This window comes from Enterococcus sp. DIV1767 (assembly GCF_050542585.1).
Lineage (GTDB): Bacteria > Bacillota > Bacilli > Lactobacillales > Enterococcaceae > Enterococcus_D > Enterococcus_D innesii.
In genome coordinates this window covers 159215-184474 of sequence record NZ_CP172936.1, presented here as the reverse complement: position 1 = coordinate 184474, position 25260 = coordinate 159215, and the positions used below count along the sequence as shown (strand labels likewise).

General features: G+C 44.5%; 26 protein-coding genes. 10 read left to right on the top strand and 16 right to left on the bottom strand.

Features of this window, described 5'->3' with window-relative positions; all coding sequences use genetic code 11:
• Positions 1–272: 272 nt before the first annotated feature.
• The 6 genes from IGI78_RS00875 to IGI78_RS00850 form a co-directional block, all read right to left on the bottom strand.
• A complete protein-coding gene (locus IGI78_RS00875) occupies positions 273–641 on the bottom strand; it encodes a YxeA family protein (RefSeq protein ID WP_195265685.1) in 369 nt (122 codons plus the stop codon).
• A gap of 188 nt (positions 642–829) precedes the next feature.
• Positions 830–1546: a tyrosine-protein phosphatase gene (locus IGI78_RS00870; protein WP_195265548.1), complete on the bottom strand. Its 717-nt coding sequence runs from the start codon at positions 1544–1546 to the stop codon at positions 830–832.
• A 14-nt stretch (positions 1547–1560) separates the two neighbouring features.
• A complete protein-coding gene (locus IGI78_RS00865; protein ID WP_195265550.1) occupies positions 1561–2346 on the bottom strand; it encodes a PhnE/PtxC family ABC transporter permease in 786 nt (261 codons plus the stop codon).
• 15 nt (positions 2347–2361) lie between these two features.
• Positions 2362–3156, bottom strand: a complete 795-nt coding sequence (phnE, locus tag IGI78_RS00860; protein WP_195265552.1) for a phosphonate ABC transporter, permease protein PhnE — start codon at positions 3154–3156, stop codon at positions 2362–2364.
• A complete protein-coding gene (gene phnC / locus IGI78_RS00855) occupies positions 3143–3961 on the bottom strand; it encodes a phosphonate ABC transporter ATP-binding protein (RefSeq protein WP_140965206.1) in 819 nt (272 codons plus the stop codon). Before phnC ends, phnE begins: the two co-directional genes overlap by 14 nt.
• Before the next feature lie 2 nt (positions 3962–3963).
• Entirely contained in the window at positions 3964–4884 is a 921-nt protein-coding gene (locus IGI78_RS00850) for a phosphate/phosphite/phosphonate ABC transporter substrate-binding protein (RefSeq protein ID WP_015508762.1), read from the bottom strand.
• Between the two features lie 142 nt (positions 4885–5026).
• On the opposite strand from IGI78_RS00850, the gene IGI78_RS00845 reads away from it, so the two are divergent.
• The 7 genes from IGI78_RS00845 to IGI78_RS00815 all read left to right on the top strand — a co-directional run bounded on the left by IGI78_RS00845 (position 5027) and on the right by IGI78_RS00815 (position 11861).
• Positions 5027–5680 (top strand): GntR family transcriptional regulator, encoded by a 654-nt coding sequence (locus IGI78_RS00845; protein ID WP_195265554.1) that lies wholly within the window; start codon positions 5027–5029, stop codon positions 5678–5680.
• Between the two features lie 161 nt (positions 5681–5841).
• Positions 5842–6393 carry a GNAT family N-acetyltransferase gene (locus tag IGI78_RS00840; RefSeq protein WP_195265556.1) on the top strand — a complete coding sequence of 184 codons (552 nt, stop codon included), beginning with the start codon at positions 5842–5844 and terminating at the stop codon, positions 6391–6393.
• Between the two features lie 75 nt (positions 6394–6468).
• Positions 6469–7395, top strand: a complete 927-nt coding sequence (locus tag IGI78_RS00835) for an ROK family protein (RefSeq protein WP_081117685.1) — start codon at positions 6469–6471, stop codon at positions 7393–7395.
• A 57-nt stretch (positions 7396–7452) separates the two neighbouring features.
• Positions 7453–8211 (top strand): MurR/RpiR family transcriptional regulator, encoded by a 759-nt coding sequence (locus tag IGI78_RS00830; protein ID WP_081117684.1) that lies wholly within the window; start codon positions 7453–7455, stop codon positions 8209–8211.
• 158 nt (positions 8212–8369) lie between these two features.
• Complete coding sequence (locus IGI78_RS00825) at positions 8370–9680, top strand: PTS sugar transporter subunit IIC (protein ID WP_140965210.1); 1311 nt, start codon at positions 8370–8372, stop codon at positions 9678–9680.
• Positions 9681–9712: 32 nt separating this feature from the next.
• Entirely contained in the window at positions 9713–11152 is a 1440-nt protein-coding gene (locus IGI78_RS00820; protein ID WP_279612815.1) for a 6-phospho-beta-glucosidase, read from the top strand.
• Positions 11153–11357: 205 nt separating this feature from the next.
• Positions 11358–11861 carry a GNAT family N-acetyltransferase gene (locus tag IGI78_RS00815; protein ID WP_195265559.1) on the top strand — a complete coding sequence of 168 codons (504 nt, stop codon included), beginning with the start codon at positions 11358–11360 and terminating at the stop codon, positions 11859–11861.
• Positions 11862–11907: 46 nt separating this feature from the next.
• On the opposite strand, the gene araD is transcribed toward IGI78_RS00815, so the two are convergent.
• The 7 genes from araD to ulaG are packed head-to-tail and all read right to left on the bottom strand — an operon-like array spanning position 11908 to position 17531.
• Positions 11908–12591: an L-ribulose-5-phosphate 4-epimerase AraD gene (araD, locus tag IGI78_RS00810; RefSeq protein WP_140965243.1), complete on the bottom strand. Its 684-nt coding sequence runs from the start codon at positions 12589–12591 to the stop codon at positions 11908–11910.
• Entirely contained in the window at positions 12563–13462 is a 900-nt protein-coding gene (locus IGI78_RS00805) for an L-ribulose-5-phosphate 3-epimerase (protein ID WP_142426416.1), read from the bottom strand. The genes araD and IGI78_RS00805 overlap by 29 nt, the downstream gene beginning before the upstream one ends.
• A gap of 6 nt (positions 13463–13468) precedes the next feature.
• Complete coding sequence (locus IGI78_RS00800) at positions 13469–14107, bottom strand: 3-keto-L-gulonate-6-phosphate decarboxylase UlaD (RefSeq protein WP_010748564.1); 639 nt, start codon at positions 14105–14107, stop codon at positions 13469–13471.
• Positions 14108–14163: 56 nt separating this feature from the next.
• A complete protein-coding gene (locus IGI78_RS00795) occupies positions 14164–14457 on the bottom strand; it encodes a PTS sugar transporter subunit IIB (protein WP_008376531.1) in 294 nt (97 codons plus the stop codon).
• 23 nt (positions 14458–14480) lie between these two features.
• On the bottom strand, positions 14481–15947 hold the full coding sequence (locus tag IGI78_RS00790; protein ID WP_142426415.1) for a PTS ascorbate transporter subunit IIC: 1467 nt from the start codon (positions 15945–15947) through the stop codon (positions 14481–14483).
• Entirely contained in the window at positions 15948–16421 is a 474-nt protein-coding gene (locus tag IGI78_RS00785) for a PTS sugar transporter subunit IIA (protein WP_081117734.1), read from the bottom strand.
• Positions 16422–16466: 45 nt separating this feature from the next.
• Positions 16467–17531, bottom strand: a complete 1065-nt coding sequence (gene ulaG / locus IGI78_RS00780) for an L-ascorbate 6-phosphate lactonase (RefSeq protein ID WP_195265563.1) — start codon at positions 17529–17531, stop codon at positions 16467–16469.
• A 329-nt stretch (positions 17532–17860) separates the two neighbouring features.
• Here ulaG and IGI78_RS00775 point away from each other — a divergent pair, with 329 nt between their 5' ends.
• The gene (locus IGI78_RS00775) at positions 17861–18628 is read left to right on the top strand and encodes a DeoR/GlpR family DNA-binding transcription regulator (protein WP_081117676.1); all 768 of its coding nucleotides are present in this window, start codon (positions 17861–17863) and stop codon (positions 18626–18628) included.
• Between the two features lie 165 nt (positions 18629–18793).
• On the opposite strand, the gene IGI78_RS00770 is transcribed toward IGI78_RS00775, so the two are convergent.
• Entirely contained in the window at positions 18794–19816 is a 1023-nt protein-coding gene (locus IGI78_RS00770) for a YeiH family protein (protein ID WP_060791641.1), read from the bottom strand.
• A gap of 65 nt (positions 19817–19881) precedes the next feature.
• On the opposite strand from IGI78_RS00770, the gene IGI78_RS00765 reads away from it, so the two are divergent.
• Complete coding sequence (locus IGI78_RS00765) at positions 19882–20733, top strand: LysR family transcriptional regulator (RefSeq protein ID WP_140965215.1); 852 nt, start codon at positions 19882–19884, stop codon at positions 20731–20733.
• A 233-nt stretch (positions 20734–20966) separates the two neighbouring features.
• A complete protein-coding gene (gene uvrC, locus IGI78_RS00760; protein ID WP_015508751.1) occupies positions 20967–22757 on the top strand; it encodes an excinuclease ABC subunit UvrC in 1791 nt (596 codons plus the stop codon).
• Between the two features lie 74 nt (positions 22758–22831).
• On the opposite strand, the gene IGI78_RS00755 is transcribed toward uvrC, so the two are convergent.
• Both IGI78_RS00755 and IGI78_RS00750 read right to left on the bottom strand, forming a co-directional pair.
• Positions 22832–23572: a GntR family transcriptional regulator gene (locus IGI78_RS00755; protein WP_008376546.1), complete on the bottom strand. Its 741-nt coding sequence runs from the start codon at positions 23570–23572 to the stop codon at positions 22832–22834.
• Between the two features lie 186 nt (positions 23573–23758).
• The gene (locus IGI78_RS00750; protein WP_061053571.1) at positions 23759–25039 is read right to left on the bottom strand and encodes a PTS sugar transporter subunit IIC; all 1281 of its coding nucleotides are present in this window, start codon (positions 25037–25039) and stop codon (positions 23759–23761) included.
• Positions 25040–25260 lie beyond the last annotated feature (221 nt).

Below are 25260 nucleotides of genomic sequence, written 5' to 3'. Positions count from 1 at the left end.
TCCTTCATACATAGTGGTTCTCCCACCGTAATTATTTTTAATTATATGAATGATTTTTTTTAACTACCTCATAGAGAATACCAGACGTTTCTTCTATTGCAACTAAGAATTGAAAAAATTATCTATTTTTTCTGAAAATTCTATCTTCCTCTAATCTTTTTCACCTAAATCAAATATTGGCGAGCTTTTCTTTAGGCGAAGGCACTAAAAAAAGCCATCTCCCGACTTGTGGGAAATGACTTTCTGTCCGTTTTTTCAAGCAGGCTCGATGATCAATGGGTCGCAAGCAACTCGTCTTTGATAGCGTCAGGGAGATCCTGCTCAGTCACCTCTTGATACGACTCCACATGTTTACCTTTTGCATCAAGCTCTAGGTAGGCATTTTCTTTTAATTTTTGTGGTGCCCAAAACGTGATTTTTATTTTGTGTCCATCTTCATTGATTCCTTCTTGCGTATATTCATAGGCATCGTGTTCTTGCGGCACGCCGTATTCGTCTGATGTTTTGACATAAACCTTTTTCTCCGGTACGAAAGGATTGAAACGATCCACCAGCTGAACCAGTTCGCCGGAATCATCTTTCGTAAAATAAGACCATGTAACCAATGTGACGGTCCCGATCGTTAACACGAGCAGGATCATACTAATTGCTTTCTTCAAGTGATTATCCTCCGTTTTTTCTATCTACCTTCAGTATAAAAAAACAAGCGATAAATATAATCAAACTTAAGACGTATTTTTCCGTCGGTCATTGTGACTAAGACAAAAAGGGACCACTTTTTAAAAAGAAGCGGTGGTCCCTCACTTAGATGTTCCGTTTGTTCGTGTCCTTAAACCGTCACTGCCACATCGATCAGCTTGCTTTGCAAATGAACGAGGGTCTCTTGCGCGACACCAATCGTCCGCAAATAATGATACGCATCGGTATAGGTTTCTTCAAGATACGTTAAAACGGGCAACAGATACTCAGGTGCTGACAGCCACATCTCATTCGTGATTGTTTGGACTTGCTGAGCTACCAGCGGGTTAGCAGCTAAATAGGTGTGCGTCGTTTGATAGTTGGCAATGATATCGGCTTTTTCTACATCTGCCAGTTGAAGCAGCAGCATAGCGATCACACCCGTCCGATCTTTGCCCGCCGCACAATGAAATAACACACAACCTTCGGCAGCCGCCATCGTTTCCATGATCTGCTTGATTTGCTCTTTGCGGTCTTCAATCATCTGGATATACAGCTCCGCCATATTGAAAATCAGCGGCTGCTCCAGTTGGGTCACATCCCCCATCGTTTCTGAAATCAAGGAGATCGGCCAGTTCTCCACACCGTCGATCACAGGTGTTGGCTCCTTTTCGATCTCTAAGGTCGTCCGTAGATCAATGATGGTCGTCAGCTGATACCTTTGTAAAAAAGCGATATCTTCTGGATGTAGATTGGCTAGGCTGTCGCTTCTTAAGAAACGCTTCCAGGCAGTTGCTCCGTCTTTTGCGGCATAACCGCCTAAATCTCTTGTATTATAGGTTCCTTTTAATGGCAATCGTGTGTACATTCTTGATCGTCTCCTTATCTCATTCGTTTTTTGACTTGTCCGATCCCTAATTCGACACTGATCATCATGAAAAAGATCAGCAAAATCAACATCGAAATTTCACCATAGTTGTATTGACCGATCGCCCGCGTCAAGAGCATGCCGATTCCACCGGCGCCTACCATTCCGAGTGAGATCGATTCAGCGATATTGCCTTCTAGACGAATCGACGTCCAGGCTAGAAAGCGGCTGCTCAAGTTAGGCAGCAGGCCTTCTGTAATCATTTGCAGCCAGCCGGCACCGGTGGCTTGCATCGTTTCAATGATTGCCGCGTCTTGTTCTTCGATCGAACTGATAAAGGATTTTGTTAAATACCCCACCGTCGGGAAAACCAGTCCTAAAACCCCCGAGGTATTCCCAAATCCTAAACTAGCCACCACGATCAAGATCCACACAAGGGCTGGAACGGCCCGTACTACCGCTACACTCCCTTTGATAAACATTGAAAGGAAAAGATGCGGTGTGGTGTTGGCAGCTCCGAGAAAGCTTAATACCAGTGCAATGAGCAACCCGATAAATAAACCGCAGATCGCCATACACAAGGAAACAAACAATTGGCCCAACGCTGGAATGATTTTTGAAAAGTCGAGGGTCATAAATTTTGCCAAAATCGTCCCAGCATCTTGCCAACGGCTTAAAAAGCGCGCGACCTCCAAGTCCAGCAAAGCCACACTTGTGATCAGCAACAAGACGAGGCCACAAATCGTGCCTAAAGTCAGCAGTCGTTCTTTTTTCGTAGATAATGCAATTTTTGTTGTCATCGCTTCCTCCTTCAATCAGGCAATTCGTTTCCTAAGCTGATTGACTGTAAATTCAGTCAATAGCACCAGCAAAACTAAAAGAATAATTAGGGCAAACGCTTCGCGGTATTTAAATAAACGAATATTGGTCTGAATCATGATCCCCATTCCTCCTGCCCCTACCATTCCTAAAATGGAAGACGCACGAATATTGATTTCGAAAGAAAACAAGGTCCAATTGATCCAAGAAGGAATAAATTCAGGAATCAATCCATGAAAAAGAATCTGCCAATAAGAGGCGCCTGCTGCTCGCAGCGCTTCTAATTTACTGCTGCCGATCTCATCGATCGAATCCGCATAAGAACGAGCCAGAAAACCTAAGGTCGCAACGGTCAATGCCAATAGCCCCACCATATTCCCAATGCCGAAAATATAAACGAACAGCGATGCCCAAACCAGTACTGGGATATTTCTCAGAAAAGAGATCACCATGCGGACGCTCGTCCGCACGAAAGGATAGGGATTTGTCTGCTCTGACATCAGCAACCCGCAGACAAAAGCCAAAAAAGCCGAGAGATAGGTGCCAACGATCGCAAACAAGACGGTCTCTGCCACCAAAGGCAAGTAACTACGGATATTTGCAAAATTTGCTGGGAAAAAGTTTTGCACAAAAAATCCCACGAATGCTGGAAGTGACCGAAAGGCTTCCACCACATTGATTTGCAAATAGGCAAACGACAATAGGACAGCTACTACTACCAACAAGCCGTTCAAGACTCGTCCTTTGTTTGACTCAACCCTCAACGGAATCACGAATCTAGGCTTCTCCATAGGTCAACTGCTCCTTTCCTACGGGAATCGTTGCTTGCGTTAACCTCTGCTGTTCTTCTTTTCCTTGATAGATATGTGCGATCATCGCTTCTGTCAATTCTTGGGGCTTTCCGTCAAAGACGATCTTCCCTTCTTTGACACCGATGATCCGAGTGGCATATGCCCTGGCAAAATCAACTTGATGCAAATTGACGATGCAGGTGATCTGGCGTTCTTGGGTGATCTCTTGCAACTGTTTCATGACGACTTTCGCAGCGTTAGGGTCTAAAGAAGCGATCGGTTCATCCGCCAAGATCAGCTTCGGCTGCTGCATGATGGCGCGGCATATACCAACTCGTTGCATCTGTCCTCCAGACAACGCATTGGCTCGCTGGTACATCTGCTCTTGTAGACCGACTTTTTCTAATAGTTGGACCGCCTCTTGTTTGTCTTTTTCAGGATACAGCCCGAAAGCCGTTTTGCGAAAAGGAATTTTCCCTAAGCGCCCATGCAGGACATTCTTAAGCACATTGGTACGGCCAATCAGATTGTAATGTTGAAAAATCATGCCGATTTCTGAACGAATCTGTCGCAGCTGCTTTTTCTTCGCACGGGTGATGTCCGTCCCCGCAAAGATCACTTGCCCCTCAGAAGGTTCGATCATGCGGTTGATTGAGCGGATAAAGGTCGATTTCCCAGCACCCGATGGACCGATCACGACGATAAATTCCCCTTCTGCCACCGTCAGATCAATTTGCGACAACGCGTATTTTTTTCCATCATAGGTTTTACTCAACTGCTTGATTTCTAATAAGTTATTCGCCATGACTATTCCTCCTCTAAGTTAAGGATCTCGACCATTTCTTGTACCACTTCATAATCTTCATCTTTTGCTTCGGTAAAACGAACCTCTTTGCTGCCATAGAAGGTCTCAAAATACTCTTCGTTTTCATAGGTAAGGTAAAAGTCTTTCAATGCCGCTTTGGTTTCTGCTGGCAAATCGGAGCGAACGACGAAGAGGGCATTCGGGATCGTCTCTGTTTCTCCAATCACTCGGATATCGTCTTCTTGGATCATCCCAGCATCTACGAGTGAGGTGATGACTTGTCCAGCCACTGCTGCGGCATCGTAATCTCCTTTGGCTACCCCCATCAAACTGGAATCGTGCTTGCCTGAATAGGCGACAGTATCAAAAAAGTAGCCGGGATTTTCTAATTGATTCGGATCTAATGACAACTCTTTGACTAATTTCGCCTTGGGGTACATATAGCCAGAAGAAGAAGCAGGATCAACAAAGGCAAAGCTTTTTCCTTTTAAATCAGCCAATGACTGCGTCGTGGTATCGTCTTTTCCAACAACGAAAAGCGTTTTGTATTCTTCTTGGCCCATTGAAGTCGTTGTCACTAGTGGTTCTGCCCCTGCGATTTTTTTGGCTTGATAATAACTCATTGGACTAACCAGTAAAACATCCAGCTTCCCTGCTTTCAAGGCTTCGATCCCGACTGAATAGTCAGCACCTTCTAATTCTTCCACTTCAATTCCTAACGCCTCTGACATGTCTGAACGGAACTGCTCATTTTTCTGACCAGAGTCTGGATTTGTTTCATCTTGTATTTGAACGATCGTCAGTTTATCAACTGACTGTCCATCCTTAGCATCCGCCGATGCTGCTGATTTCCCGCAGCCTGCCAGCATGCCTAGTGCAAAAATGTGAATGAGACCAACCAAAGCCCACTGTTTTTTATTCATAATAAAAAATCCTCACTTTTCGTTTTGTTTAGTAGTATACTACTAACAATATGTAGTATACTTTGATTGAAACAAAGGCGTCATCAAGAACGGGTAAAAACTACGTAAAGGTCTTGTAAACCCACAAATGGAGGAAACGACGTTGGAAGAAACCATCGAAACCATTGTCTATAAAAAAATAAAAAGTGAGATCCTCACAGGAAATATCAAAGTCGGCGAAGCATTTTCGGAAGCTTCTTTGTCCAAAACGACCGGCTATAGCCGCAGCCCGATCCGCTCTGCTTTAAAACAGCTGGAACACGAAAAATTGGTCACTTATAAGAAAAACCGCGGGGTCGTTTTGCGGGAAGCTTCAATCAAAGAACTGGCCGATATCACGCAAATCTGTGTCAATTGGCTGATTTTAACTACTGAGCAGGTTGCTGATGGCTTGGGGAGTTTTGCAATTGACGACATTCAACAGCTGCTGAATGAAGCCAAAACGTACCGACAGCAGATGGATTACGTCAATTATATGAACAAGATGCCAGAAGTCTACATGGCGATTATGGCGGCCAGCCCCAATGATCTGCTGGTCAGCACCTACCAATGGTTGAGCAGCCGTGTCATTAGTGCCTCAATCTATAAAAAAATGGCAAATCCTAAAAATTCGCCTAAAAAAACACTGTCGACGGTTCAATTTTTCCAAGCTTATATCGACCATCTCCGAGCAGAAGATTATAGCCAAGCCATCCGCTGCTTAAAAGACTACCAGCAATATGCCAATCATCAGATTCTTTATTATGGGTATTTGTAAAATCGAAACGCCTATACCTTAACGATATCGATTGAATTCTGCTTTGAAATTGCTAACAAGTACATGGGAATGTTCCCCTAGTAGCGAAACATTGACATATACACTGCTCACAACCGCATCAAACCAAACAACTGCTTTTATAAAAGATAACGAGGTGCCTCATGCTAGAAATCAAACTGATCGATCAAGAACACCAAGCTGACATCCGCTTAAAAAACGAACCCTTCTCCTTATGGGGGAAAATGCTGCCGACTTATAATGAGGGCAACTGGCAGTACACAATCTGTAAATTTGCACCTGAAGACATTCAGACGATGCGTTTCCCAGATGAAAATTATTGCTATGATGAAATGAGCCGAAACAGTCTGTTTATCGGTGCTTATGATGATGGAAAATGCATCGGCTTAGCAATCGTTCAAGACGCTTTTTTCAAGTATCTGTACCTCTATGACTTAAAAGTCAACACAGACTACCGCCAGCAAGGAGTCGGTCAACTGCTGATCCAACAGGCACTGAAAGCGGCCCTTGCCAAGGGCTATCGCGGCATCTACACGCAAGCGCAGGACAACAATCCTTCTGCCTGTCTGTTCTACTTGCGGGCAGGCTTTCGCATCGGAGGTCTGGATACGGAGGTATACAAAGGCACCAATCAGGAAGGCAAAAGTGACATTTTGTTTTATTTGGATGCAGCGGAAACGGCAGGCAAAAAATAGCTGAAAAAAGAAAAAAATTCCTCCTGCCAGATGGTACACTTAAGGCAACAATGTTTTAGAAGGTGAGGAAGAAGAATGTACGTAGGATTTGATATTGGCGGAACAAGTATTAAATATGGGGTTTTAGATGAAACCGGCGTGATCCTTGAAAAATCAGCGATCCCCACAAGTTATGAGCCAGCGCAGTTTTATCAGGATCTACTCACGATTATCGAAGATGCCCAGAGCCGCCACACGATTGATGGCATTGGGATCAGTGCCCCAGGGATCGTTCAAAAAGACGGGTTTATGTTAACGGCGGGCGCTATCAAATCGTTGTATGGTGAAAATTTTAAAGCAGTCTTGGAAGCGCGTACAGGATTGCCTGTGGCGGTGGAAAATGATGCCAATGCAGCAGCGATTGCTGAAAAATGGATCGGCAATGCGCAAGAGGCTGCCAACTATTTGTGTCTTGTCCTAGGCACTGGTGTAGGCGGTGGGATCGTGATCAATAACCAAGTCTACCGAGGTGCTCATGGCATGGCTGGTGAATTTGGCTGGATGGTGATTGATCAGCTACCAGAAGAAGGCAATATCGAGGAAAGTTCCATCAATAAAAAAACTGCCGTCGTGGGCGGCTTGATTCGCCTCTACAATTTAGCTGGCGCAGCAGTTCCTGGCTTTGAACCCACCCAAGACGCCAAAGAGATTTTTGACCGCGCGCAGCAAGGCGAAGCGTTGGCGCTGAAGCTGACGGACCAATTTCTAACGGATTTATCTGTAGGACTGATCAATTTGATTAGCTGTTTTGACCCAGAATTGGTATTGATCGGCGGCGGCATCAGTGCCAATCCTTATTTCTGGGAACGCCTGCAGGCTCGCTTAACGATCACGGAAACACGGCATGAAGCGATCAATTATTTGCGCGGACAAACTATCGCGCCTGTTCGTCCAGCGAAGCTAAAAAACGATGCCGGCTTGATCGGCGCAGTCTATCAGATCCACCAACAGCTGCACCGTTAAAAGTTCGGATATGCTATACTGGTGTAAATTGATTATCTAGGACAGCGAGGAACCAGCATGGCGCTTTTTGAACAATTAAACTTGAACAAGCTCTCTGCGGTAGAACAAGAAATCTACCGTTTTATCGTCAATCACTTAGAAAAGATCCCATATATGCGTGTGCGCGACATTGCCGATGATGCTCATGTCTCTTCGACTTCGGTCTTTCGTTTTATTCAAAAAGTCGGCTTTCAGTCGTTTCCAGAATTTCGCTTCTATATCAAAAATCATTTAGAAAAAGCCCATTTTGACGCGCATCCTGAACACTTAGGTTTAGAAGCGCGCATCAAAGGCTTGAATATGCAGATCTTCCACCCTGATGCGGAATACCAAATACGAAAACTTGCCGAAGCGATGCGGGATGCCGATTTGATCTTATTTATGGGGATGGGGGCATCCGGTGCGATCGCGCAATACGTTGCCCGCAAGCTAGCCAGTCTCGGTTACTTTAGTATCAGCATTGATGAGCTGACCTACCCGATCAAAAGCTTTTTGCGAAAAGATCAAAAAAATGTTTTGGTTTTTCTGAGTGTCTCTGGTGAAACCAAAGAACTGATCGAAGTCATTACTGGCTTAGAGAATCAGGCAATCGTGCAAAAATATTGCATTACCCCCAATCGGGAAAGTACGTTGGCACGCCTGTGCGATTATTCGATCGAGTATGCGATCAAAGAGGAACGCAAAGACATCTTTCTTGATTTGACTAGTCAATTGCCTTCAGTAGCGATTTTAGAAACACTGATCGGCTATTTGCAAGATTATCGTTCCAACCCTTGATGGTTCAGTTTACTGAACCATCTTTTTTGTAACACTGTGTTCCGGCTGCGGAATTTTTTTCATTTCTTGAGAGATATGTACGGAATCCGTATCCGCTTACTTTTAGCCGCTTTCATTCGCTATAATGATGGCATCAATTAAGGAAAGGTGTTATTATTATGCAAAAATTCAATGACCTGTTAGACCGCTCGTTGGTACCAATCGCAACAAAGTTGAACAATCAACGCCACGTAGCAGCGATCCGGGATGCGTTCATGCTGATTTTCCCACTGACCATCGCTTCTTCTCTCGTTATTTTGGTCAACAATATTTTATTTTCCAATGAGAGTTTCATCGTGCAATTATTTCAACTGAATCGGCTTTTCCCTAATCTGGAAAGTGCTCAGCAAGTCCTAGCTTCCGTGGCGAACGGGACCATCAACATCATGAGTTTATTCATTGCGTTTCTTGTTGCTCAGCTTTTAGCCAAGCATTTCCAAGCAGATGCTACGCTAGTTGGTTTGACAAGTGTCGCTGCCTTTATGATCTTGTACCCGACCTCCTTTGCAGTAGATGATGTCAATGTGATCTCTACACAATATTTAGGCGCCCAAGGGTTGTTCGTAGCTATGATCGTGGCTTGTTTGGTCGGTGAATTCTTACCGAAGCTTTTCAAGGTCAAACGATTGCAGATCAAAATGCCTGAAATGGTACCACCAGCTGTTTCCCGTTCCTTTTCTGGCATGATTCCGATCGTGATCATCGTGGCAGTCACTGCTTTGATCAATTTCTTAGTTTTAATGATTGCACCGGAAGGCATCAATGAACTGATTTACAATGGGATCCAAAGTCCATTGCGGGATCTGGGGGGCAATGTCGTCGGTGTCTTGATCTTGGCGTTCTTGCAAACTACGTTGTTTGCGATCGGGATCCATGGACCAAATACTTTGAATGCGGTTCGTTCAGCGATTTTTACCGAACAGGACCTAGCTAACCTAGATTTTATCAACCAGGGCGGCTCCTTGTGGGATGTTCCTTACAAAGAAACTTGGGGCGTTTTAAATGATATGTTCGCAAATATGGGCGGTACTGGTATGACATTGGGCTTGATCATTGCGATTTTTATCGCCTCAAAACGTCCCGAACAACGTGAGATCGCTAAAATGTCCTTAGTTCCAGGAATTTTCCAAATCAATGAACCGATGATCTTCGGTCTGCCGATCGTCTTGAATCCAATCATGATCATTCCGTTTATTTTAACGCCAATGGTCAATATTTTGGTGGGTTATTTTGTCACCGTTATCTGGCCGATCATACCGACCCCAGCGATTGGGGTACCATGGACGACCCCCGGAATCATTAATCTCTTTTTAGGAACTGGAGGAAATGCGATCGCTGCGGTTGTCGGTGTCGTTTGTCTTGCGATTTCGGTCTTGATCTATTTGCCATTCGTGATCGCCTCTAACCGTTCCCAAAAAGTAGAATTATAAGCAAACGAATGAGTCGAGGAGGAATGAAATTTATGTCCGCAAAAATGCCAAAAGATTTTTTATGGGGCGGCGCGATCGCTGCCCATCAAGCGGAAGGCGCTTGGAATGTTGCTGGTCGTGGAATGAGTACCGCCGATGTCATGACTGCCGGCGGCAACGGTATTCCCCGTAAAATCACCAAAGGCGTCATTGAAGGGGAATATTACCCGAACCATGAAGCCATTGACTTTTATCACCGCTACAAAGAAGATATCCAGTTATTCAAAGAACTGGGCTTGAAATGTCTACGGACATCGATTTCTTGGAGCCGGATCTATCCAACTGGAACAGAAGAAGAACCAAATGAAGCCGGTCTCCAATACTATGATGATCTTTTCGACGAATTGCAGGCAAATGGCATCGAACCCGTGATCACTTTGTCCCACTTTGAAATGCCCTACGCCCTCTATGAAGAATTTGGTGGGTTTGCTAACAAAGAAGTGATTCCCCTCTTTGTCAAATTCGCTAAGACTGTCTTTCAACGGTATCGTGACAAAGTGACGTATTGGATGACTTTCAATGAGATCAATAATCAAGCAGATGGGCAAGAGCCGCTGCACGTTTGGACCAATTCTGCCATGATCATCGAGGATGACAGTCAAAAAGAAGCACTCGTCTTTCAAGCGGGCGTCAATGAGTTGATTGCCAGTGCGGCAGCCGTGATCGAAGGCAAAAAAATCAATCCAGAGTTTCAGATTGGCTGTATGATGGCCTATGTCCCGGTCTACCCCTACTCTTGCGCACCCGCTGATTTGATGGCATCCGTCAAAGCCAATGAACGGCGCTATTTTTACAGCGACGTCCACGTACGAGGCAAGATCCCAACCTATGTGCAAAAATATTGGGCAAAAAAAGGCATCACGATTGAGATCACGCCCGAGGAACAAGCGCTATTAAAAGGGGGAACCGTTGATTATATTGGGTTCAGCTATTACATGTCAGGAACGATCTCAACCCTTGATGAAGTGGCTGGCACACCAACTGAGGATATCCCGGGAGCAAAAATCGTGAGGAATCCTTATATTAGTGCTTCTGATTGGGGCTGGCCTATCGATCCAGTCGGGTTGCGCTATGTGTTAAATACGATCTATCAACGCTATGACTTGCCGCTATTTATCGTAGAAAATGGCTTTGGTGCTTACGATCAATTAACCGATGAACAGCAAGTCCATGATGACTACCGCATCACTTACCTGAAAGAGCATATCGAACAGATGGAAAAAGCGGTGGTTGAAGATGGTGTACCGCTATTAGGCTATACGCCTTGGGGGATCATTGACATCGTCAGCTTCGGCAGCGGCGAAATGGAAAAACGCTATGGCATGATCTATGTCGACAAAGACAATACCGGCAAAGGAACCTTGAATCGTTTGAAAAAAGATTCCTTTGCGTGGTACCAGCAAGTGATCGCCTCTAATGGTGAAACGCTCTAATTACTGCTTCCATGACGAACACAAAAACCGCCCCCTCGTTGCGCCATACTCCTTTTCACATTAGGAGCCTGGCAACGAGGGGGCGGTTTTCTTATTAAAGAGGGGCGCCATTGCGAGGATGGCTTTTCTTATCATCACTAAACACTACCTCGATGCTGTGGTACACTATAGCTATTCATTTACTTTTACGTTAAGGAGGAACTGAATGAAGCCGATATTTCGTCCGATCCAATCTCAAGATGATGCGCCCTTAGCCGCTATCATTCGCAAAAGCTTGACCGACCACCAGTTGGCGGTTCCAGGAACTGCCTATTTTGATCCCGAGTTAGACCACTTAAGTGAATTTTATGCAGCAGATCCTGCTAGCCGCCATTATTTTGTCGTCACCGATGAATCAGGGACCCTTTTAGGTGGCGGTGGTCTTGCCGCTTATGATTCAGAAGGGCAAATCGCCGAGCTGCAAAAATTTTATCTCAGTGATGCTGCCAAAGGGCAGCGTCTCAGCTATCCTCTGCTGGCGAAAATCGAGGCCAAAGCTTTTGAACTAGGCTATCGGCAACTCTATTTAGAATCCCATCATTCTTTAGAAGCAGCCTTGCATGTCTATCAAAAAGCCAGCTATCGCGCATTGCCCCGGCCACTATTGGCGGCACAGCATACCACGATGGATCGCTTTTATGTGAAAACACTCGTTGAAGAAAACGAATAGAACAGCAGCCATTCCTTGATCGCTAGGAATGGCTGCTTTTACGTTATCATTGTCCATAATAAGCATGTTCGCCATGCTTGCGGAAATAATGTTTATCCAGCAAATAATCAGCGATCGGTGTTCGATCCAAGGTCAAAGCTTCGGTACCTAATGCCATTTGTGCAACCTCTTCTAAAACAATACTAGTGCTGACCGCTTGTTCCGCAGATTGCCCCCAAGTAAAAGGACCGTGTCCCGCTGTGAGGACAGCTGGGCATGCAAGCGGATCTAATCCCCGCTTTTCAAACGTCTCGACAATGACTTTGCCGGTTTCTTTTTCATAGTCTGCCGTTACCTCAGAGGCCCGTAACGGTCGTGTACAAGGGACACTACCATAAAAAGTATCCGCATGCGTCGTTCCATATGCAGGAATGTCTCGCTGTGCTTGCGCCCATTTTACCGCATTTGTCGAATGCGTATGAACGATCGCTTTGACGCCTTCGAAGTGCTTATACAATAGCGCATGGGTTTTGATATCCGAGGAAGGCTTCAACGTCTTCGCCTCTTTCGGTGTTCCCGCTAAGTCGCAAACCACCATTGAATCAACCGTCATCGTCTGATAATCAACACCGCTGGGTTTAATGACGATGATCCCTAAATCTCGATCAATCTCACTGACATTTCCCCAAGTCAGCTTTACTAGCCCTTCCTCAGGCAGTCTCTTATTGGCTTGATAAACTCGCTCTTTCATCAATTGAAGCTGATTGATCAAGGTATCCGACCTCCTTTAGTTTTGGTAATAAAAATGCTTTGGCTTGTTCGATCTCCCCAATCGGGTCAGCGCTCGTCTCACTCCACATCTCGATGACAAAAGAACCGTTATAATTTAACCGCTTCAGCGTGCGTAAGCAGCCATCAAAATCAACACACCCAGTACCAAACGGTACTTCTTTAAACTTTCCTTGAAACTTATCTGAAACCGCCAATGTATCTTTCAAATGAATCTGGGTTATCTCGCAAATACCTTTTTCTAATTCATAACCGACATCATTTTCTGGCCAGGCAGACAGGTTCCCGACATCTGGATAGACTTGTAGATAGGGCGAAGGGATCTGCTCCTTGATCCGTAAATACTTTGAGATAGAATTTAGAAACGGATCATCCATGATCTCTAGTGACAAAACGACTCCCTTTTCAGATGCCCTAGCGACGGCTTCTTTTAGATTGGCAATGAACCATTCTCGGCTACAAAGACTTTTTTCCTCATAGTACACATCGTATCCGGCTAATTGGATGCAGCGAATACCCAAATCTGAAGCCAGGTCGATGGCTTTTTCCATCAGATGCATCGCGTGCTTGCGCTTTTTTTCATCGATCGAACCGAAGGGAAACCGCCGATGTCCACTGAGACATAAAGACAAGATTTTGATCCCCGAGGCATAGATTGCCTCGACGATCTCTTTACGCTGTGCTTGGTTCCACTCTAGGCGTGCCAAGCGCTCATCGGATTCATCGATGGACATTTCAATGAAGTCGAAACCTCGGTCTTTGACAAACTGCAATCGTTCCGACCAAGAGAGAGCTTTGGGTGTTGCTTTTTCATATAGACCGATCAAACTCATAGAAAACTACCCCCAAATCCGTAAAATCTCTTGCTTGAAATCAACTGCTGCTTGTTGCGGATCGTCAGCGGCAGTAATGCCTCGTCCTGTGATAAAGGTATACACATCAATGCCGGCAAACAGAGCCAACGTCTCGACGCTCAATCCTCCCGTGACTGACACTCGAAAACCCATATCGATCAATTTACGGACTTTCGTTAAATCTTTTTCTCCCCATGTTTCACCAGCTAACAATGCGTCACGACTTTGATGATAGATGGCTTGTGAGATGCCGGCATCTAGCCACTGCTGTGCTTGCTGGTAGGTCCAGTCACCATATAATTCTACTTGGATCTCAGCAATTTCTTTTGCCGCTGCCTTCATTGTTGGGATCGTTGCTGCGCAAATCACGGTCATATAATCCGCGCCAGCTTGCTGGCAGTTTTTGGCGACCGTCCCACCGGCATCGGCACATTTTGTGTCTGCTACGATCAACTTTTCCGGATACATTGCTCGGAAGCAGCGTAGGACCTGTGCTCCTTCTTGCAACAATAAAATAGTCCCTGCTTCAATAATATCCACCACATCGCCGACTTTTTTGATATCAGCCAGTGCACCAGCTAAATCGGAGTGATCGCAAGCGATCTGCAGTTTTGGTATACTCATGAAATTCCCCTCTCTTTTATTCGATCATCTTTTTGTTCTTGTCACGTCCTGATGCACTACTCCTTCGAAAGACCCGCTTCTCTGACCCGCTCAATAATTTCTTTGGGGGACATCACATTTCTGACCCCGATCACTGTTACGCCCTTTTCTTTGGCTTTATCGAACATATTGACAAAGTTCATTGGCGTAAAGACCACATCGTAATTCTTGGCGGTGCTTTTGCCTTCAGAAATCGCGCAATGATGAATAGAGGTGATCGTGATCCCTTCTGACTTCAAAGCTTTTTCGACACTCCGCATCATCATCAAACTTGTTCCTGATCCATTTGCACAAGATACCAATACTCTCATCTTCTTTTCCTCCTAAGAATTCATTATTTTTGTTTTTCTACATACGCATCATAATCATCTACGATCAAGAAATACCCTTCTGGATCTCTGCGGTACTGCAACTGTGGAATCACTAATAAGATCACCACTACAAGAACCACACCAATGATGCCTAAGAATTTCATCAATACTGTAAAGAATGGCCAGACGGTCGCCCAGTCGAACATCCCAAGATAGCCGCCATATTGAGACAATCCTACCCAAGTAGCGATCAAGGCCGAACCACCGATCTGAATAATGCCTGATAAGAATGGGAAGAGACAAGCCGCCTTGATGCCTCCGCGGTTGTTGGCAAAAACGGCGATCGCTGCATTATCAAAGAACAGTGGGATAAACCCAGCAATGACGATCGTTGGTGAACGGAACAAAATCAGTAAAGCAATCATTAAGAATTGTCCTAATGCACCGAATAAAAAGCCCACCGTCACGGCATTTGGCGATCCAAAGGCAAAGGTTGCGGCGATATCGATCCCTGGAACAGCACCTGGTAAAATCGTATTCGAGATTCCTTGGAATGACTCGGTTAATTCAGAAACGAAGGTGCGAACACCTAATTGAAGAATTGCTAAATAGACGGCAAACATTAGTGATGTTTGTAAAATATAAAATAAGAAACTTTGTCCTTCTGCCATAAATCCTGCTGTTATTAAATAATCTTGTCCAAGCGTTAACAAAATGATACCGAAGAAAAAGAGCATCAAAATCGAAGTCGATACCATGTTTTCATTGAAGACCGATAAAAAACCCGGTAGTTCCACATCCTCCAATTTTCGGTTAGACTTATTCTTTTTGAACCGTTCCGCAAGTCGTGCAAAGAAGTAAACACCAAACATCTGTTGATGGGCAATCGCAAAACCAGCACCTTCCGTCAAATCTTGACAGATGCCAACGGTCAAATTGGACCCAACCGCCCAATAGCAGCCTAAGATCAAGCCCATGACAAGTAAGACTTCGATTCGACCCAAGTCTGGGAAACAGAATAGCAGCAGCCAAAAGGCCGTTGCGGCTTGCTGTACTTGCACATTTCCAGTAGTGAAGACGGCCCGCAGCTTCGTATATTTTTTGAAGCGAACGAGTAAGATATTAAAAACAAAGGCAATCAATAATAAGAGCATCGTGTCACCAAAGGTGCGTCCAAATCGTTCTTCAATGCCGGCGGTGATCGCATTTTGACCAAAATACGGGTCAGTGACCATCGCATCTAATTCAAAACGCTCCTTAAGCCCCACCAGGATCGGACGGAAATTATTGACCAATCCACCAGAGCCAATCGTCAAAATCAAGTAACCAACGGTGGCTTTTAAGAAACCTGCGACACATTCAACAAACGGCCGTTTCAATAGTAAGTAACCGATCAGTACAATAAAACCGATCAAAAAAGCTGGCTGCATCAAAATATTCTGAGCAAAGTAATCCCAGCATCTCAATAAGAAATCTCCTACCATTTCCATCTAATCCCTGCTTTCTTTTTGGTCATATTTCTCCATCACCGCTTCAAAATCTGCCATCGTTTTTACACCTAGTAAATCTTCCACCAGCCCATCTTCCATCAGCATCTCGGATAAACTAGCGATATTGTTCATATGTGCTTCAGCGTTTTTGGCAGCAAGCATAAAGAACAACTGCGCCTCTTTGTCGGGGTCATCATCTTGAAATGAAACGGGGGCTGGAAAAATCGTCAATCCGATCCCCGTTCCTAAGACGCCTTTGCTTTCTGCTGAAGAATGGGGCATGGCTACTTTGGGAATGATCACAATATAAGGACCGTATTGATGAACATCCCGAATGACATCTTCAATATACTGATCCGTGATCAACGCCTTTTGCTTTAATCCTTCGCCACTCGCCCAGATAGCGGCTTCCCAATCTTCGGGCTGTTCATGATTGATCGCAACCAACTCATTTTCATAAAAATAACGCAGCATTACCTTTGCTCCTTTCAAATTTGGCTTTTGCAGCATCCCCTTCTTTTATAAGAAAGAAGGGAATGGCGTATCATTATCGACCGAAAATACATCTTTGAAGCCGCGATAGAAATTAAATTCAAGATCATCTTTATTCGTTGGGTAGGTGAATTTACCGCCAACTTGCCAAATGTACGGTTTAAACTCATAGTTCAAACGATCTTTTTTAAACTTCCAAATCTCAGTGATCTCCTTTGGATCAGCCATAAAATTGGACCAGATATCATAGTGTACAGGTATCACTACTTTGGCATTGAGAGATTCTGCCATCCGCAACATATCGACTGAAGTAACCTTGTCGGTGATGCCCCGCGGGTTTTCGCCATATGCACCTAAGCAAACATCGATCTTGTACTGATTTCCATGCTTGGCAAATACATTCGAATAATGAGAATCTCCAGCGTGATAAATCGCCCCACCGGAAGTCTCAAACAAGTAATTGACTGCGATACGATCCATGTCCTGTGGCATTTTTCCTTTCAAGCTGGTATCCGGATCTTCACAAGTAATCAGAGCGGTTCGATCGAATGCTTCTAAAGCGACGATTTTCACCTGCCCAATGATCACTTCATCCCCTGGTTTGACCACGATGGTTTTTTCTTCTGGTATTCCCCATTTCAACCAAGTTGCAACGACTTCATGGGGACCGACGAATTTTGCTTCTGGACAATTTTGATGGACTGCAGCTGCGGTATTGATGTCTAAATGATCGGAATGAATATGGGTCACCACTAACGCATCCACTCCTTTGATTTCAAATGGATCGATCACAAAGGGCTGCGTCCGTAAGTTAGGCTGCATTTCCTGTACACCACTCATCCGCATCATTTGATGGCCTTTTTTCATTTGCCCATTACCATGGCTGCGCTTGCCAGTGCCGCACCAAAGGTCGCATAAAATGTTGGTTCCTTCCGCACTCTTTAACCAAATACCCGTACAGCCTAGCCACCACATGGAAACTGTGCCTTCTTTCACAAGTTCATTTTCGATCTCCTCGTTTAAATAGGTTCCCCATTCTGGAAACGTATTTAACAGCCAACTCTCTTTCGAAACATCATTTACGTGTACCATATTTGTTCCTCCCTTGCTTATTTACACCTTGATTCTAACATATAGAAAAACGCTTTCAATCAAGTTTTATGTTAATTTATCTTATTATATGTTAATTTACCGAGAAATAAATGTGATTATTTAATATATATGGTAATGTTTCTGTGATATGTTAAAATGAGTTCGAAAGCAGAAACGATAAAAAAATGGCAGTTTCTAAACGACAGCTGTGCGATTTTCCCGCGAATTCGTGAGAAAGAGACACGTGATTTTGCTGCACAGGATAATTGCAAGCTAGACAAATGATAGAAGACAATAATAGAAAAAAGCGCATGTGAGGAGGAAGTATCGTGAAACGTTCCAATGAAGAAGTGAGGCAAAGAAGAAAACAATTGATCGATTTGATAAAAGCATCTGGTCTTTCTGATGTGAGGACCCTCAGTCATCAGTTGGGAGTATCAGAGATGACGATCCGCAGAGACTGTACTGTCCTCAGTGAGATGGGTCAGATCAAACAAACCCACGGAAAAATCGAATACTGTGAAGCTTATGAAGATGAAGCGCATCCCACCGACTCGATCGAGTACATCAAAGATCGACTGGCCAAAGAAGCGGCTCGCCAAGTAAAAGATGGCGATACCCTTTTCGTCAATACGAGTACCAGTGCGGCTCAAACGTTGCGCCATCTCACAGACAAACGAATCAGTTTGCTGACGAACAACACGAGTGTGATCCAAATGGAACACCATCCAAAATCAACGATTGTTTTAAGTGGCGGCGAAATACGTTACCCTAAAGCGGCATTGTCAGGAGACATCGCCGTGGAGTCATTTTCTCACGTTCGTTCTGATGTTACGATCATTGGCTGTAGTGGGTTAGATTTACAGACCGGCATTTCCACTTCAGTGATCCACGAAGCCAAAGTCAATGCGAAAATCATCGAAAATTCTGGCAAGTTGATCGTTATCGCGGATTATCGCAAAATCGGTAAGCAATCCAATTTTACGATTGGCGCAATTGCGGCTATCGATCTGCTGATCACCGATCATTATTCTGATCCCAAAGTCATCGATTTGATTGAGCAACAAGGTGTTCAAGTCATCCAAGTACCCGTCTAACCTTCTTTGCCGCTAAAAAAAGCCCGACAGTTGATCTGAAAAGTCACGCCTTGCTGCCTCTTCCAACAGAAACAGCAAAGCGTGCCCTTCGATCAACCGTCGTGGCTTTTTTCGTTAAACAATCGTGCGCTTCAAACGTGCTTTATGGGTCGTGCCTCTTGTGAATTAGAGCCGCAGCAACCAAATCAATGCAACAGCACCCACGGTTTGGACAGCACCAACGGAAAGACCATAGAATAAAAAGCGCGGGCCTTCTTTTAAAAACTTGCGGAAATCCAAGCGCAAACCAATGGCTGCCAACGCCGTCGTTTCAAACCACGTACTGATAAAATGAGCGCCCTCATTCAACCAGCTAGGCAGCGGCAAGAAGCTGTTCAAGATACAGATGGTCAAGAAGCCCAACACATACCAAGGGATCGGCAGCCGCAGCTTGCCTTTGGCTTTGGTTTTGGTGGGGGTCTTTGTCGTCATTCGTTCAAAAACAATGACGACGACTGCCAACATGATGATGCGCGCGATTTTAAAGAGCATCGCGTATTTGACGGTGTCGGCATCAATCAAACTAGCCCCCGCCACGACTTGTCCGACGGATTGCAGCGTGCCACCAAGTAAGGCGCTTTTTTGCAACAGATCATCGCCGTATAAGGCCAAGCCTAAAAACGGCAGCGTCAGCATCATCACTGTTCCTAAAAGATTGACCAAGGTGATGATCTGCCCTTTTTCTTCATCATCGGCATCAATGGCTGGTGCGATCGCCGCAATCGCAGAGGACCCGCAGACAGCGTTGCCGCCTGCCATCATCAGGCTCATCTTTTGATTAAAGCCCATTTTTTTCCCTATCAAATAAGCAGCGGTAATGACCAAACTCATCATCAGCAAAATAAAGAGAAAGCCCCGAAGGCCCATTTCACTGATGGTCTGGAAAGTGACGGTAAAGCCCAGCAAAACCACCGAATATTCCAAGAGCCGACTTTCCGCAACCTTCGTCCCGACTTGATAGCGTTCTTGCTTGAACAATGTATTTCCTAAAATGATTCCTAATAAAATTGCAAGGGTTGCTCCCCCTAATTTTGGCACAGCCAAAGCCATGATTCGGGCGATGACGGCTACCGAAAAGGACAGGAACAAACCGGGAAGTATCAAAGCTGTTTGTCGTTGCTTCATTGCTTTCATCCTTTCATATAACATCCATTATACACAGATTGACCGATCAGTAGGATTTATTGGTATAATAGTTATGATTGAATTTTCTAATGGAAGGGATTGCAATGCTAAAATTACTGGAGACCTTTAAGATGGTCTATGAAACGAAAAATTTTTCGAAAGCTGCCGAACTGCTGTTTATTTCGCAGCCCACGGTTTCTGCTCAAATCAAGCAGTTGGAACAAGACCTGGATACACCGCTTTTTTTACGCAATGGTCGCAAAAACGTGATCGCCACGCCCCAAGCAGAGTACCTTTACGAAAAGGCACTGAATTTATTGGATGAGTGGTCGACAATCGCCAGCGAGATCCATACCAACACACAGCATCAAAGTCACTGTGCCCTAGGCATCTCTCATACCTATGCGATGGCGTTGATGCCTGACTTGATGATTGCTTTATACAACGCCTTTCCCACGGTGCGTTTTCGGGTATCGATGATGAACTCCGCTGAAGTCTTAACAGCGCTTGAACAACATCAACTAGATTTAGGGATCATTGAAAAACCCTTATCTGCACCAAGTATTTTGCGTTTCCCGATTTTGAAAGATCAGCTCGTCTTAGCCGGTGATCCCCAAGCCGGTCCTTGGCTCGTCCGTGAAGCGAGTTCTGGTGTCTACTATTACACTAAACGCTATCTGGAGGAACAGAATATTCAAGGACCGATCATTGAGATCGCCAGCAATGAATTGATCGTCGCTTTGCTGAAACAAGGCTTTGGCTGTTCGATCCTTTCCAAACGAGCCGCCCACGGCATTGGCTATCAACTGCTGGATAAAAACTTTGAGCGCCAATTTTACCTCATCCAGCGCAAAGTAGTCACAGAACCAGCCATCGAGGGATTGCGAACCTTCATTCAGGAGTGGTCGCAAAACGATCCCTCACAGGTGGCAAGCGTATAAAAACAAACTGATTTTTTTGGGGGAACCACCGCCTCGTGGGATTTCTTAACCTTTTCTTACGATTACGCTTCCTCGCTGCCGATCTGGTCCGTTTGATTGTTTCTTAAGAAATTTGTGCTAAAATGAAGAGTACTGGCTATGGGCTCTAATGTTCCCCTTTTTGAGGAGAGCTTAGACCACCCTTTGACTACTTTTGCAGTTCGTGAAGCAAACCAGTAAGAAAGGATCTTGAAATGAACGAACAAATCAAGAACAAATTAGCGCTGCTTCCTGATCAACCTGGTTGTTATTTAATGAAAGATAAAAATAACAAAATCATCTATGTTGGGAAAGCCAAAATTTTAAAAAATCGTGTCCGTTCGTATTTTACCGGCAGTCACGATACGAAAACCGAACGGCTCGTTCAAGAAATCAATGATTTTGAGTACGTCGTTACCGAATCAAATACGGAAGCCTTGCTGCTGGAAATCAATTTGATTCAAAAAAATAAACCAAAATACAATATCATGTTAAAGGACGACAAGTCGTATCCTTTTATTAAAGTGACTAAAGAGCGCTATCCGCGTCTGATCATCACTCGTAAAGTTTTAAAAGACGGGGCTTTATATTTTGGCCCTTATCCTGATGCACGAGCAGCCAACGAAACCAAACGGGTGCTGGATCGCCTCTTTCCTTTGCGAAAATGCGGTCCTTCTCAAAAGCGGCCTTGTCTTTATTATCATTTGGGTCAATGTGTCTGTCCTTATGTCAACAATGTAGACCCTAAGGATTATCAGAAGATCGTGGATCAAGTCAAACACTTTTTCCATGGCGGTCATGTCGATATTTTGAAAGATCTGAAAGAGAAGATGGGCGAAGCCATTGAAACGTTAGAGTTTGAGCGAGCGGCTGAGCTGCGGGATCAGATCCAAGCGATCGATACCGTCATGACGCGACAAAAAATGACCCTGACCGATCTAATGGACCGTGATGTCTTTGGCTACAGTGTCGACAAAGGCTGGATGTGTGTCCAAGTCTTCTTTATCCGTCAAGGAAAGCTGATCGAACGAGAAGTCTCTTTGTTTCCTTTCTACAATGAAGCGGATGAGGATTTCTTGACCTTCGTCGGCCAGTTTTACCAAAAGAATGAACACTTCATTCCCAAAGAAGTCTTTGTTCCGCAAAATGTCGATGCTGCCCCATTAGAAGCGCTGCTGGAAACCAAAGTCCTGCAGCCCCAACGAGGCGACAAAAAGAAATTAGTCGATTTGGCCAATAAAAATGCCCGCATCGCCTTGGCACAAAAATTTGCGTTGATCGAGCGTACTGAAGAACGGACGATCGGTGCAGTGGATCGTCTAGGCGAAGCCATGGGGATCGCGACACCTTATCGGATCGAAGCCTTCGATAACTCCCACATCATGGGGACCGATCCGGTTTCTGCAATGGTGGTTTTTGTCGACGGGAAGCCGTTTAAAGATGATTATCGGAAATATAAGATTCGTACTGCACAAGGCGGCGACGATTATGGCTCTATGCAAGAAGTCATCTATCGCCGATACTCTCGTGTCCTAAAAGAAAACCTGCCTTTTCCTGATCTGATCATCATCGATGGTGGGAAAGCCCAAGTCGGTGCCGCCCAAGAAGTGCTGCATAACCAGCTAGGTTTAGATATTCCTGTTGCCGGTTTAGTGAAGAACAACAAACACAAAACCAGCGAGTTGATTTTCGGGGAATTTTTAGATCCGATCCAGCTGGAACGCAATTCTGTGGAATTCTTTTTGCTGCAACGGATCCAAGATGAGGTCCATCGTTTTGCGATCACCTTCCATCGCCAACTGCGCAGCAAAAACAGCTTTTCTTCCAAACTGGATGAAATTCCTGGCTTAGGACCAAAACGCAAGCAACAGCTGATGAAAACCTTCAAGTCGTTAAAAAACATCCAAGCAGCTTCCGTGGAAGAGATCCAGCAAGCTGGCATCCCCAAAGCCGTTGCGGAAACTATCTTAGCCAAACTAGGTGATCAAAACCAACCCACTTCTTAAGTCAAAACAAAAACGCTCCATAGCCAACAGTAGCTATGAAGCGTTTTTTCGTTGAAGAAGCATTTTGTAAGCCGTTACTTTTTGCGGTGCTGTAACAGATCAGGCTTCATGTCTAACATGGAATAGCCACGAACATCATACCGATTGCGGCTGCAGGAATAGTCCACTGGACGTCCCGATTCTAAATAGATGATCTGTTCTAATTCCAATACTGGATCATCTGCTTGGCACGCTAAATAGGTTTGATCGTATTCATCACTTTTGGCAGCCTGAAAGGTCCGATAAGCACCAGCAAATTTGTAGCCTAAATCTTGCAACAGATAGTCATAGACGGATTCTTCCAAGATCTCTTTCGTCAAACCGCTGACCAGATCCAATGGCATATAGGAATGCTCAAGTATGTATGGATTACCTTCTAAGATCCGCAAACGGATCACATGGTAGATTGGTTGTTCAGCAGTGATCTGAAGCATCTCTTGAATTCTTGTTGTAGGAAAACAGACTTCAAAGGTGATGACTTGGCTAGTCAACGTCCGTTTTTCTTGTTTCATTTGATAGCTCAGGCCTTTGTATTCTGTCACCGATGAGGTATCTTTGCCCCAAAAGGAATGATTCAAAACTTTGGTCCCTAAGCCGCGCTTTGTCAGCAGCAAGCCTTCCATAATCAGGATATTCACCGCATTTTTAATCGTCATTCGGCTGACGCCAAACTCTTCCACTAACTCTGTTTGATAAGGTAAAAGACTGTCTTTCGGATAAGTTCCGTCCTTGATTCTTTTACGCAGAACATCTGCGATCTCCATATATTTGGGCATTTTGCCACCTCCAAAACGTGTGTTGTATTGATTGGAAAACGAGAAAAGAACCGGCCAAACGAAAAGAGTGTCATCACACCACTGCACCTTCCAATGAAGCAGTGTGATAAGGGGTATTGCACTCTGATCGCGGCCGGATAAGGTCTATTACGTTTGGCGCTTGTTTCTAATCAACTCGATCAGACATTACGCATTTTTTAAACGGCGTGTTTCTTGAATTTGCGCCATTTTCACGAATGGCAAGTAGATAACGACCGATAAGATCAAGTTAACAGCTGCCAAGATTCCGCCAGCAATACTTTGTGTCGACAAAATACCGCCGATGATTGGTGGCGTCGTCCATGGTGCGATGACGGTACTTGCAGGAACTAAACCAGTTGCAGTTGCAAAATAAGCAGTCGTTACTAAAACAAGTGGTGTCAACACATATGGAATGAACAAGATTGGGTTCAAGACAACGGGTAACCCAAACATCACTGGTTCATTGATCATGAACACACCTGGTGCAACGGATAGTTTTGCGACAGTCATATACGCTTTATGATGACGAGCAACTAAAAAGATCGCAATCAGAAGACCTAGTGTCGCGCCTGTTCCGCCGATGTTCACGAAAGAATCAAAGAATGGTTTGTTGACGATATAAGGCAAATCTGTGCCTGCTTCTAATGCTCGTGCGTTTGCTTCGATCGCTGGCACATTGATCGTTTGCATGAACGGGTCGATGATGTTGGCACCATGCAAACCAAAGAACCATAAGAATGCAGAGATAAAACCTAATAGCAAAGCAGCTGGGTAAGAGTTTGCCAAGCCCATGAATGGTTGTTGCACCAATTCATAGAAGGACAATACGATACTTGTCACACCAAATGCTTGGAAAATTGCTGTAAACAAAGCAAAGATCGATACGGTGATCATTGCTGGGAATAACGCAGCAAATGAACGTGATACTGCTGGTGGTACTCCATCAGGCATGTTGATGACTAAGCGTGGGTTGCCAGCTAGACGACGGAAGATCTCAGTAGAAATGATCGATACGATTAATGCTAAAAATAATCCTTGAGAACCAAGTCCGGCAGCTGTTAACAAACCATCTGGGCCTGTCGCCATTGCACCTAATGCGAAGAAACTTGCAACTGAGATCGCCCCAGCACCTAATGCGTCTTGATTGTAGCTTTTAGCTAAATTATACGCTACTGTGAAAGCGATTAACAGACCAAGTATTGAAAAAGTACCTGCTGACAAGTTGTTCCCAAAGGCTTGCCATGTCCCTTCACCAAAAATGCCATTCATAAAATCAATATAGGCAGGAATTGGTAAGTTGTTGATCAATACCCCAAAAGAGCCTAAGATCATCAACGGCATCGTTACGATAAATCCGTCACGAATGGCCACTAGATGTCTTTGAGAGCCTATTTTAGAAGCGATCGGAATAAAGTGCTTCTCCATAAATCCAATAAATTTATCCATTGTTTTTTCTCCTTTCAAACCCTAAACAAAATAATGAAACCGATTTCTACTAAAGAATACCACGAGAACGTTTCCATGTCTAGTCTTTTCTTTATCAAAACTGTTCTTTTATTTAACCCAGCTTATCATTTGCAAAAACAGGTGGTTTTTTAATAGAATACCCCCATTGAAATTAGACAGAAAAATCCGCGATTTTACAAAAAAAAAGCAATGCTGATTCC

What these genes read in the sequence shown, in the direction of transcription:
- IGI78_RS00875 (WP_195265685.1), bottom strand. Translation starts at nt 641, where the DNA reads ATGATCCTGCTCGTGTTAACGATCGGGACCGTCACATTGGTTACATGG.
- IGI78_RS00870 (WP_195265548.1), bottom strand. Translation starts at nt 1,546, where the DNA reads ATGTACACACGATTGCCATTAAAAGGAACCTATAATACAAGAGATTTA.
- IGI78_RS00865 (WP_195265550.1), bottom strand. Translation starts at nt 2,346, where the DNA reads ATGACAACAAAAATTGCATTATCTACGAAAAAAGAACGACTGCTGACT.
- phnE (WP_195265552.1), bottom strand. Translation starts at nt 3,156, where the DNA reads ATGGAGAAGCCTAGATTCGTGATTCCGTTGAGGGTTGAGTCAAACAAA.
- phnC (WP_140965206.1), bottom strand. Translation starts at nt 3,961, where the DNA reads ATGGCGAATAACTTATTAGAAATCAAGCAGTTGAGTAAAACCTATGAT.
- IGI78_RS00850 (WP_015508762.1), bottom strand. Translation starts at nt 4,884, where the DNA reads ATGAATAAAAAACAGTGGGCTTTGGTTGGTCTCATTCACATTTTTGCA.
- IGI78_RS00840 (WP_195265556.1), top strand. Translation starts at nt 5,842, where the DNA reads ATGCTAGAAATCAAACTGATCGATCAAGAACACCAAGCTGACATCCGC.
- IGI78_RS00835 (WP_081117685.1), top strand. Translation starts at nt 6,469, where the DNA reads ATGTACGTAGGATTTGATATTGGCGGAACAAGTATTAAATATGGGGTT.
- IGI78_RS00830 (WP_081117684.1), top strand. Translation starts at nt 7,453, where the DNA reads ATGGCGCTTTTTGAACAATTAAACTTGAACAAGCTCTCTGCGGTAGAA.
- IGI78_RS00825 (WP_140965210.1), top strand. Translation starts at nt 8,370, where the DNA reads ATGCAAAAATTCAATGACCTGTTAGACCGCTCGTTGGTACCAATCGCA.
- IGI78_RS00820 (WP_279612815.1), top strand. Translation starts at nt 9,713, where the DNA reads ATGTCCGCAAAAATGCCAAAAGATTTTTTATGGGGCGGCGCGATCGCT.
- IGI78_RS00815 (WP_195265559.1), top strand. Translation starts at nt 11,358, where the DNA reads ATGAAGCCGATATTTCGTCCGATCCAATCTCAAGATGATGCGCCCTTA.
- araD (WP_140965243.1), bottom strand. Translation starts at nt 12,591, where the DNA reads ATGAAAGAGCGAGTTTATCAAGCCAATAAGAGACTGCCTGAGGAAGGG.
- IGI78_RS00805 (WP_142426416.1), bottom strand. Translation starts at nt 13,462, where the DNA reads ATGAGTTTGATCGGTCTATATGAAAAAGCAACACCCAAAGCTCTCTCT.
- IGI78_RS00800 (WP_010748564.1), bottom strand. Translation starts at nt 14,107, where the DNA reads ATGAGTATACCAAAACTGCAGATCGCTTGCGATCACTCCGATTTAGCT.
- IGI78_RS00795 (WP_008376531.1), bottom strand. Translation starts at nt 14,457, where the DNA reads ATGAGAGTATTGGTATCTTGTGCAAATGGATCAGGAACAAGTTTGATG.
- IGI78_RS00790 (WP_142426415.1), bottom strand. Translation starts at nt 15,947, where the DNA reads ATGGAAATGGTAGGAGATTTCTTATTGAGATGCTGGGATTACTTTGCT.
- IGI78_RS00785 (WP_081117734.1), bottom strand. Translation starts at nt 16,421, where the DNA reads ATGCTGCGTTATTTTTATGAAAATGAGTTGGTTGCGATCAATCATGAA.
- ulaG (WP_195265563.1), bottom strand. Translation starts at nt 17,531, where the DNA reads ATGGTACACGTAAATGATGTTTCGAAAGAGAGTTGGCTGTTAAATACG.
- IGI78_RS00770 (WP_060791641.1), bottom strand. Translation starts at nt 19,816, where the DNA reads ATGTTATATGAAAGGATGAAAGCAATGAAGCAACGACAAACAGCTTTG.
- IGI78_RS00765 (WP_140965215.1), top strand. Translation starts at nt 19,882, where the DNA reads ATGGAAGGGATTGCAATGCTAAAATTACTGGAGACCTTTAAGATGGTC.
- uvrC (WP_015508751.1), top strand. Translation starts at nt 20,967, where the DNA reads ATGAACGAACAAATCAAGAACAAATTAGCGCTGCTTCCTGATCAACCT.
- IGI78_RS00755 (WP_008376546.1), bottom strand. Translation starts at nt 23,572, where the DNA reads ATGCCCAAATATATGGAGATCGCAGATGTTCTGCGTAAAAGAATCAAG.
- IGI78_RS00750 (WP_061053571.1), bottom strand. Translation starts at nt 25,039, where the DNA reads ATGGATAAATTTATTGGATTTATGGAGAAGCACTTTATTCCGATCGCT.